This is a genomic window from Nocardioides sp. YIM 152315 (assembly GCF_029210375.1).
In the GTDB taxonomy this organism is placed as follows: Bacteria; Actinomycetota; Actinomycetes; order Propionibacteriales; family Nocardioidaceae; genus Nocardioides.
The window spans coordinates 55,563-65,435 of the sequence record NZ_JARGER010000025.1 but is presented as its reverse complement, the minus strand read 5'-3'; the positions used below and the strand labels follow the sequence as shown (position 1 = coordinate 65,435).

Here is a 9,873-nt window from a genome sequence, read left to right as displayed (position 1 = left end):
TCGGCTCCCGCCAACCGCCCTAACTGCGAGATCGGGTCAGAGGCCGATTCCGGAGGGCTGTGAGATGGGCGGCCGGTACTCCGGGGCGGGGACTCGTGGCGCTGGAGGCCGTACGGCGGCCGGGCCGTACCGGTCGATCGCGTCGATGGCGAGCCGTCGGGCGTGCGTGGGGCCGAGGTCCGCGCGGTCGCGGCTGAAGACGTCGACCCACTGCCTCCGTGCGTCCTCGAGCGTCTCGGCGACAAGGTGGGCAGTGTTGGATTCGCGGCCGCGCGTCATCGCGACGTACGCCGCCGCGGCGCCGGTGGTCTCGCCGAGGGCGACTTGGGCGGCCTCGACGGTCTCGCCCTGGGCTCCGTGGACTGTGGTGGCGTAGGCGAGCTCGACGAACCGGGTCGCGTACTCCGCCGGGATCCCGCGATCGCGCCCGCGGCCGTGAAGGATCAGGTGGCCGTCCTCGCCGATTCCGGCGACCGTCCAGGTCTGGCGGTTCGCGACTCCGAGATCAGGGTCGTTGCGGCGGGTGGCGACCCGGTCCCCGAGCCCGACCCGTTCGCCTCGAGCGGTCACCAGGCACGGGTCTGCGTCGGCCGAGTTGCCCGTGGCGGGGTCGGCGCGACGCTGGTCGCGGATCGCGGCGTTGAGGCTGGCCACGTGCTCGCGGGTGTCGGCGAGGACGAGGTCGCCGGCCGCTCCCGCCTCGGCGAGGGCGGCGGTGCGTTCGCTGTCGCTGGGGTGGATGACGATCGACCCGCGGCGATGCAGGGCGTCGAAGACGGCGCCGGGGTTATCGCCGGTGCGCATGCGCAAGGTGAGTGCGGCGTAGTCGGGGTCGGTGAAGCGGTGCACCTTCTCCAACGACTCGACCGCGGTCGGGTGCGCCCACGCGAGGGCGTGGTCCAGGACGCCGCCGCGTCCGACCGCCGGGAGCTGGTGTCGGTCGCCGACGAGGGCGACCCGCGCCCCGGCCTCGTCGGCGATAGTCAGGAGCGCGCGGGCGGTGTCCTGGTCGAGCATGCCCGCCTCGTCGACCAGTAGCAGGTCCCCGGGTCGCAGCCGGGCAGCCGGGCCGGGGATGTCGGGTCGCCGGGCCCAGTGCCCTTCGTCGTCCCAACGCCAGCCGTGCTGGTGGATCAGCCAGGCTGCCGAGTGCCCGTTGGCGCCGGTCTCCGCGGCCGCAACCTCGGCCGCCTTTAACGTTGGCGTCACCACCAGCAGCCGATGCCCCTGCCGTGCCAGCACGGTCTGCGCCGACCGCAACGCGGTGGTCTTGCCGGCACCGGCCGCGCCCTCGACGACCACCAGCTGGCCGTCACCCGCCAGGGCGCCGACGACGGCGGCTTGGGTGGGGTCGACCCGCGTCAGCCCTCGCCCGTGCAGCCGGACCCGTCTGACTGGCTGCTCCGCACGGCGGGCGAGGCGACCGATGAGGTCCGCCTCGACCTCCATCACCTGCTGGGAGGTCAGTGAGCGGACGTGTTCGGGCACGTCGGGTGAGGTGAGCAGCCGGACACAGCGTTCGGCGGCGCGGGCCGTCACGTCCTCGGCGAGCTCGATGCGCGCGGCGGGCTCCGCCACCAGGTTGGCCTGCGCCAGCAAGACCTCGACCTTCCCGCGGATGTCGGCGGCGTTCCACGCCGAGCGGTTCGCTCCGAGCTGGCAGATGATCCAGTCGGCCGCTCCGTCTCGGTCGATCCAGCCCACATGGGTCGCTTCGAGCACGGCTGGGGTGGCCGGGTCGCAGTAGCCCAGGGCACGCAGCTCGTCGTTCCAACGCGCCATCAGGTCCGCGCCGTCGGTGGGGACGACCTTGTCCGGCCGCGCATCGGCCCACGCCCGCCGATCCCACACCTCACGCAACCGCGGCCCAGGCTCCTCACCCGGATGCTCGCGCCGCCACTCAGCTTCGTACCGGTCGATGTTGCGGTGGATCTGACTCGTCCGGGCGCTGAACGCCCCGACGTACGGCGCGAGCTGCTCGATCTCCCCGGTCTCGGGGTCCAGGGTGAAGCCGCGTGCGGCGAGGGCAGCCCGGAACTCCGGGTCGGTGGCGACAGCGGCGTGCCCGATGCCGTTGATCGCCTCGATCATGTCGCGCACCCCCACCGAGTGCAGGCCCCGCCAGGCACCGGCCGCCCACACGCGGGCGTTGACCTGGAGGTGCAGGTGCCGGTGCGGGTCGCCGGCCCGCGACGTGTAGTGCCGGATCACTGCAGCCTCGATCTTCTGGACCGGCACCTGCACCTGGCGACCGCGCGGTCCCACCCGGGTGGTCGCGTGCTGGGCGACCCAGCCGACGATCTCGGCGGCGGCCCTGTCCTGGGCTTCGTCCAGCGCAGCCGAGATGTCTGGATGAAGCGCGGCGGCCAGCGACCAGGTCTTCGGACCGTTGACGGTGACCTCGACGAACCGCAGCGCGTTCGCGTCCTCGCGGACCCGGCCCTTCTTCCGGCCGGTGTCGACGTCGACTCCGGCGACCCACTGCTCATAGGTTTCGCCGTCCATCGAACCGGCTCCCGCGACGCCAGCCGGGGTCGCGGTGAGCCGCTCGGCGACGCCGGTGCCCTCGGCGAGGTAGTAGTCGTCGGCCCGGGAGCGGTCGCGCTCGACGTAGGCGCGCGCGGCCCTCGCCGCGCCGTTGTAGAACTTCACGCCGCCGTGCACGCCGGTCACCGCCTCCACGCCGTCCGTCGACAACCAACGGACCCCTAGAAATGCCGCGTGGGCCGCCCGATCACGGGCGACCCATCTACGAACCTTCGTAGCATGCGTGCCGCTGTGAAAGTAGGCGGTGTGGCAGGCAGTTGAGGAGTGACGGGGAGAGGATCTTGGGGACCGTGAAGAGCCAACGGTGGTCGATGAAGACGAAGGTGGGAGGGTCGGGAAGAGCGAGAAGATCAGGAGTCGGCAGAAGAGGATTCGAGTGCGGCCGCGACGGCCTCGAACTCGGCGAGCGCCGCCGTCAGGTCCTCGACGATCTCGCGGGCGATGATCTCGGGTGCCGGCAGGTTGTCGGCGTCCTCGAGTGACTCGTCGCGCAGCCAGGTGATGTCGAGGTTGGCCTTGTCGCGGGCCACGAGCTCGTCGTACGCGAAGGCCTTCCAACGCTCGGACTCCACCCGCTCCGCGCGGTCCTTGCCGGACAGGTACGAAGTCACGAAGTCATCGAGGTCTGCCCGGCGCAGCGGGTTCTGCTTGAGCGTGAAGTGGATGTTCGTGCGGAAGTCGTAGACCCACAGCTTCCGGGTCCAAGGCTGCTCAGCCGCCGGCTTTTTGTCGAAGAAGAGCACGTTCGCCTTCACCCCAGGTGCGTACCAGATGCCGGTGGGGAGACGGATCATCGTGTGCAGATCGAAGTCCGCGAGCAGCTTGCGGCGCAGCGTCTCGCCGGCACCGCCCTCGAACAGCACGTTGTCGGGTAGGACGACCGCGGCGCGCCCATTGATGTCGAGGATCGTCATGATGTGCTGCAGGAAGTTGAGCTGCTTGTTGGACGTCGTCACGACGAAGTCCTGGCGCTCGATGTCGCGCTCTTCGCGCACGGCCCGTCCGTCTGCGCCGACCATGGTGAGCGACGACTTGCGGCCGAAGGGCGGGTTCGTGAGCACCACCGACCAGCGCTGACCGGGGTCGGCGATCAGGGAGTCGCGTACGTCGATGAGGGAGTCGCCATTCGGTGTTCCGATGCCGTGCAGCAGCAGGTTCATCGCGGCCAGCCGTGCGGTGCCGTCGACCAGCTCGTACCCGGAGACGAACTCGTCGCGGAGGTGCTCGCGCTCGGTCGGGGTGAGGCCGACGGCGTCGCGGGAGGCGTGTTCGTGGGCGACGAGGAGGAAGCCGCCGGTGCCGCAGGCCGGGTCGACGACCGTGTCAGTGGGCTTGGGGTCGATGACGTCGACGACCGCCCGGATCAACTCACGGGGCGTGAAGTACTGGCCGGCGCCGGAGCCCTTGTCGGAGGCGCCCTTGGAGAGCAGTTCCTCGTAGGCGTCTCCCTTGAGGTCAGTGCCGGAAGCCGACCAGTTCTCCTGGTCGATGAGGTCGACGATGAGTCGCTTGAGCTTGGCCGGGTCCTGGATCCGGTTCTGGGCCTTCCGGAAGATCGTGCCGAGCGTCCCCGGCTGCTGCGCAAGGCCGACGAGAATCTGGGTGTAGGTGACCTCCAGCTCGGTGCCTTCGGCGTCGAGGAGCTTCTGCCACGAGTACTCGGGCGGCACGATCTGTTGCGGGTTCAGCCTCCGGGTCGCCCGCTCGTGCGCCATCTTGAGGAACAGCAGGTACGTCAGTTGCTCGGTGTACTCGATGACTCCAACTCCGTCATCGCGTAGGACGTTGCAGTACGACCAGAGCTTGTCGACGAGGCGGCGCGAATCAGACACGAGCGTCAGCCTTCCATCAGCAGGGAAAGGGCCGGAGCGCCCTGGTAGATGCCATCGCCGCTCAACAGCGGTAGCCGCTTGGCGACCGCGCATGCAGCGACCCAGCGATCGGCCGTGTGGATCTTGGCGTGCAGCGCGTGGCCTGCGCGAAGGCACAGCGAGGTCAACTCCGCATAGGACTCGATGACCTCGCGGTCGGCGGGGATGGTGGGAACGGCGTCCAACTTCGCCAAGGCGGTCTGGCGCCGGCTGTCCCCCCAGTTCCCGGCTCGAAGACCCGCCACTACCTCGGCGCGAGTCTGGAAGGAGATGAGCACTCGATCCCCCGCCAGGGCCTCGAGCCACGTGGAGACAGGAAGTCCACGACGCTCGGCGCGCTCAGGGTCGGTGTAGAGAGCGCTGTACACGTCGGTGTCAAGGACGACGTTCTTGGACGCCACTCAGAGCCCCATCGCTTCAAAGAACGAATCGAACTCCGCATCGGTCAGGCCCTCGATGCCCCCCGGCTCGACCCCCGGAGCACTCGCGAGGATTTCGTCGAGCGACACTGCCGCCGGCACGACGCTCCCGCCCAGAGGGTCCGGGGCACCGACGACGGCGGCTTCGTGGATGTGGGTGAGGCGTCCCCGTGCGTCGCGCTCGGGGGCACCTGTCACCGTCACGTAGCTGCCGATGAGCCGGCTCAGCTCGGCGTCGTTGGACACCTTCGGCAACGCGACCTGGTGGCCGACGTCATCCTGCACCTGGAGGCGGTGCGTGTTGAGGTTTACCGCGTAGAGCCTCCCGGCGAACGTGATCAAGTCGGGACTCGACGTTGGATCGACGCGCCAGGTCTCGCGGTGAGTCTCTTCGGTCTTGAAACGGCGGCGTGCCTTCCCGGCGACCTTGAACTCGACCTCGGGCGCCGCCTGCTGCAGGGCAGCGGTGAGGTCCGCAGCAGCGAGCGAGAGGGAGTCGCCGACCCAACTGGGACGCTGGTCGAGCGCGATCGATTCGACGAGGGCGGCGAACTTCTCGTCGAAGGCCTGCTCATCGGCGAGGTCGAACTCCAGAGCGTCGCCCGCGCCGGTCCTGCGCGCGAGCACAGAGGTGCTCCCAGGAGCCAGCCCGATGGTGAGCTTCGCGACCCGTTGGGTCCTCTTCGGCGCTCGGCCAACCGGTTCCGCGTCGGTCTCGACACGCCCGATCTTGGTTGCGATCTCCTTCAGGCTCGTGACTATGGCGAGGAGGTGCTCGGCTTCGAGTTCGCCGTCGGGCGCGCTCGCGCCGATGAGGCGGAACTCGAACTGCGTGGTCATGCGGATCACCTCCCACGGGCGTTGAGCGTGTCGGCTGTCATCTGACCATTGTGCCGTCGACGATGAACAGCTTGATCTGCTTGCCACTCACGCGCCGATCATCTCCTCGGCCGCCGACAGATCGGACTCGGCGCCGGTGAGGGGGCCGGAGAACGCTGCCTTGAGGAGCGATCTACGCAAGCTCGTGCCCCGGCGGTGAGCGCTCAGCAGTTCCTCCTTCATCCGCTCCCGACCCTCGTCGATGCGTGTGATGCGGGAGATCAGCATGCGTCGTGTTTCCGCAGGGGGAACTGGAACCTCGATTGCCTTGATGAGCGAGAGGTTCAGGTTGGGTTGCACTCCTCCTGCGGCAAGCCTGCGGAGACCCGTGTAGTTCGCATCCAGGATCAACCGAACCCAGGCCCGCAGGTCCGGCTCGTGAAAAGTTATGGCCGCACATGCTTGGTTCGTCGTGGCGTCAAGGCCGAGTTCAGCTGCTGTGCCCCGCGTCTTGCCTTCCCCATACATCGCGACGAGAAGTGAGCCCGCGGGGACGATCTTGAGGCTAGTTTCATCGAGGGCTCTCTGAGTGACGAACTGCGTTGGCTTTGTGATCAGACCTTGGTGAAGGTCGCCGCTGGTGATCCACGGAATCGTGCCGCCGTCGTAGAAGGCCTTGTTGCCCCTAAGCGGGGTCATTCCGCTACTGACCCTTGCGAGCTCCCCGAGCGAGTGGGTCTCACTCTGGCCATGTCGCTGCGCGTCGGCGACCACCGACAGCAGGGCCGAATCCCGTAGCGCCTTGAGCCTGACTAGCGATTCCGCGATGGCCCGGCTCGCAGCGTCGAGGCGGGAGAGGTGGTCTTCCAAGAGGTCGACGATGCGGCGCTGCTCGTCGATCGGAGGGACGGGGATCTCGAACGCCTGGAATCGCGGCCACTCGATGGAGGCGACTGTTGTTCCCGTCTTTCGCGTTTCCCGAAGCAACTCGCGCTCGAATGCCCGTAGACTCCACGCGATCCATCGCGGGTCGATGTCTGGTCGTGGCTCGACCGCCTTCATGTCCTGATTGAGGGTGGTATCGAAAGGGACGAGCGACACCGGGATCGTTCGCTCGATGATCCCGGACCTGACGACCACGGCCACGGAGCCACCCGGCACTAGCTTGACCGAGGAGCCTCCGACGGCAGCAGGGGTGATGTGGTCCAGGGTCTCGGTCAGCACCTCGGGCCCCATGTCTTTGGGTGACAGCCAAGGGATTGTTCCGCCCGTCCAGAACGTGGCGTTCGACTTGGACGGCGTGGCGCCGCCGTACCAGGTGCCGACATCCTTCAGCGGCACGCGCTGCCAGGTCACGCGGTGAGCTCCGAGTTCAGTTCGGCAATGAGGTCGGCGGCGCGGTCGCCGAGGTCGCGCAGGGCGCCGTCGGTGCCGCCGCGCTCGATGAAGGGGGCGTCGTCGAGGTCTTCGGTGCGGATGCCGGCGGAGTTCGCGATGACCTTGACCATGTTGTCGAGCCACCAACGCTCTGCGTCCGTGAACGTCACGCCGGCCTGCTCCTGCTGGGCCAGCCAGGCGGCGTATCTGTCCTTCACTCGTTCGACGTAGGGGACGAGCTTGTCGTCGACCCCGACCGTGAAGCGGACCAGCGAGACGAGGTCGGTCAACGTGCGGTGGTGGTTTCGAGACGGGCGCTGCGCGCCCTCCTCAACCACCGAGGCTTCGTACTCGGGATTCAGGGCGACGTACGCGTTCCAGATGATGTCGGGCGTCCAGTTGTAGGGCGGTCTGGCGATGCGGTCGGCCAGCTCCTTGATGTCGCTGAAGGAAATCCGCCGTTCCTTGGCTTCGGTGAGGAGCTGGATGGCGGTGATCTCGTCGCGGTGCTCGTCGAGGTAGGCGCGCCACGACTCGACGACGGACGTTGCCTTGCTGGTGTCGACCACGCCGTACGCGTCGAGCAGTACGTCGGCGGAGACCTCGTCGACCACGCGGTCGTGGACGCGGCGGAGCTCGAGGATGCGTGCCCGCAGGTCAGGGTTCGATGCGAGTGGCTTCACGGCGTCGATGATCAGCTGCTGACGAACCGCGTCCGGGTCTTCGGCACCCTCGATGGCTTCGGCCTGCCGGTCGGGGTCGACCGCATCCACGAGGTGGCGGACCACCTTCCGCACAGACCCGCCGGCGACGGCGTCGAGCTCGACGCGCTCCTCAGGAGTCAGCTGGTGCTCGAGAGCGGCAAGCCGGGACGCGAGCGTTGCCGTCTCGTCTTCGGTGATGGTCAGGTTGGCGGCCTTCTCCAGGAGCTTCTGGAGGCTGGCGGACTTCTCTCGGTTGAGGGGCGGCTCGACGAAGTCGTGCTCGGTGACCCCGATGGCGTCGATGAGCACGAAGCGGGTCTTCTGCTTGGCGTCGGGGGTGACTGCCTGGAAGTCGGCCGAGGGGATGGTGCGGGCGCCCCGGCCCTTCATCTGCTCGAAGTACTGCGGCGAGCGCACGTCGCGCATGAAGAACACGCACTCGAGCGGCTTCACGTCGGTCCCGGTGGCGATCATGTCGACGGTGACCGCGATGCGGAGAGCCGGGCTGGTGCGAAAGGCGGCGAGCTGCTGGTCGGCGTTGCGGGCGGTGTAGGTGATCTTGGCGGCGAAGTCGTTGCCCTTGCCGAACACTTCGCGTACTTGGGTGACGATCTCCTCGGCGTGCGCGTCGTCCTTGGCGAAGATGAGGGTCTTCGGCACGGTCGACCGTCCGGGGAAGATCTCGGTGAAAAGCTTGTCCCGGAATGTCTCCAGCACGGTGCGGATCTGGTCGGTCGCGGTCACTGCGCGGTCGAGCTGGCCGCTGGTGTACTCGAGGTCCTCGTCGAGCGCCTCGTAGCGCTGGGCACGGGTGCGCCGGTCGACCTTCGGAACCACCGTGCCGGCCTCGATGGTCGAGCCCTGGTCGCTGATCTGGGTCTTGATCCGGTAGATGTCGAAGTCGACGTTGACGTTGTCGGCCACCGACTGCGGGTAGGTGTACTCCGAGACGAGGTTCTGCTTGAAGAACCCGAAGGTCTGCTTGCCGGGGGTCGCGGTGAGACCCACGACGTGGGCGTCGAAGTACTCCAGGCCGCCGCGCCACTGGCCGTAGATCGAACGATGGGCCTCGTCGACAACGATCAGGTCGAACGTCTCCGGTGGGATGTCGGAGTTGTAGGCGACCGTGACCGGAGTGTCGGGCACCCAGCCGTCCAGCTCGGGGTCGTCGCTCTCGTCGACCTCCTCGTTGCGCAGTGCCTTGAAGACTCGCTGGATGGTGGAGATCGCCAGGGCCGTCGACTCCGGCATCGGGCCGCGGTTGAGCCGGTTGACGTTGTAGAGCTCGGTGAAGCGGCGGCCGTCGTCGGGGGTGCGGTAGTTCTCGAACTCGGCCATGGTCTGCTTGGCCAGGTTGTTGCGGTCGACCAGGAACAGAATCCGGTCGAAGCCGCCGAACTTCAGCAGCCGGTAGGACAGCGTCACGGCCGCGTAGGTCTTGCCGGCGCCAGTGGCCATCTGCACCAGGCTCCGGTCGTAGCGCTGCTCGCGCAGGCTCTGCTCGACGCCGTTGATCGCCTCGATCTGCGCCGGCCGTAGGGGAGTGGTGTCCAGCGGTGGCATCGCGGTGACCTTGCCCCGCCAGGTGGGGTGTTCCTCGTCCTTCCCTCGCAGGGTCTTGGCGAGGGTGGCCGCCTTCGGGAAGTTGAAGATCCGACGGGCGCGCGGCTCGGGGTCGAAGCCGTTGGTGAAGTGGGTCTCGGTGCCGCTGGCCTCGAAGACGAACGGGAGCCGGCCGTCCTTGGTCTGGGCCGCCAACCTGACATCCGCAGGGAGGCCTTCGGCGTACATCGCGGACTGCCACTCCACACCTGACAGGGGAGTGCCTTCCGGCTTGGCCTCGATCACCCCGACGACCCTCTGGTCGACGTAGAGCAGGTAGTCGGCTCGACCGTGCCCGGTCGCCATCGTCGCCTCACGGCGAGCGACGCCCTGGGCAGCGAAGAGGTTAAGCGACCTGCTGTCCTGCACCGACCAGCCCGCCTCGGTGAGCTGTCGGTCGATCAATACGCGGGCGCGCGCCTCCGCGGCAAGGCGGTTGGCGTCATCCCCGAGGTTCATGATGCCTCGTAGGTTATGCGCTATGGACTGGTGTCATGGCACTTCCAGAGACTGACCTGCGCCGCATCCGGCTGT

At 68.1% G+C, this 9,873-nt stretch carries 6 protein-coding genes; all 6 read right to left on the bottom strand.

The features are described from left to right. Nucleotides 1–36: 36 nt before the first annotated feature. Entirely contained in the window at nt 37–2,697 is a 2,661-nt protein-coding gene (mobF, locus tag PZ894_RS08130; RefSeq protein ID WP_275743998.1) for a MobF family relaxase, read from the bottom strand. Nucleotides 2,698–2,897: 200 nt separating this feature from the next. Continuing rightward, complete coding sequence (locus tag PZ894_RS08125) at nt 2,898–4,379, bottom strand: class I SAM-dependent DNA methyltransferase (RefSeq protein ID WP_275743997.1); 1,482 nt, start codon at nt 4,377–4,379, stop codon at nt 2,898–2,900. 5 nt (nt 4,380–4,384) lie between these two features. Then, nucleotides 4,385–4,819, bottom strand: coding sequence for a PIN domain-containing protein (locus PZ894_RS08120; RefSeq protein ID WP_275743996.1), 435 nt, complete (start codon nt 4,817–4,819; stop codon nt 4,385–4,387). After that, complete coding sequence (locus tag PZ894_RS08115; protein WP_275743995.1) at nt 4,820–5,677, bottom strand: hypothetical protein; 858 nt, start codon at nt 5,675–5,677, stop codon at nt 4,820–4,822. A gap of 87 nt (nt 5,678–5,764) precedes the next feature. Continuing rightward, entirely contained in the window at nt 5,765–7,012 is a 1,248-nt protein-coding gene (locus PZ894_RS08110; protein WP_275743994.1) for a restriction endonuclease subunit S, read from the bottom strand. Beyond that, nucleotides 7,009–9,798 (bottom strand): DEAD/DEAH box helicase family protein, encoded by a 2,790-nt coding sequence (locus tag PZ894_RS08105; RefSeq protein WP_275743993.1) that lies wholly within the window; start codon nt 9,796–9,798, stop codon nt 7,009–7,011. The genes PZ894_RS08110 and PZ894_RS08105 overlap by 4 nt, the downstream gene beginning before the upstream one ends. Nucleotides 9,799–9,873: the final 75 nt, after the last annotated feature.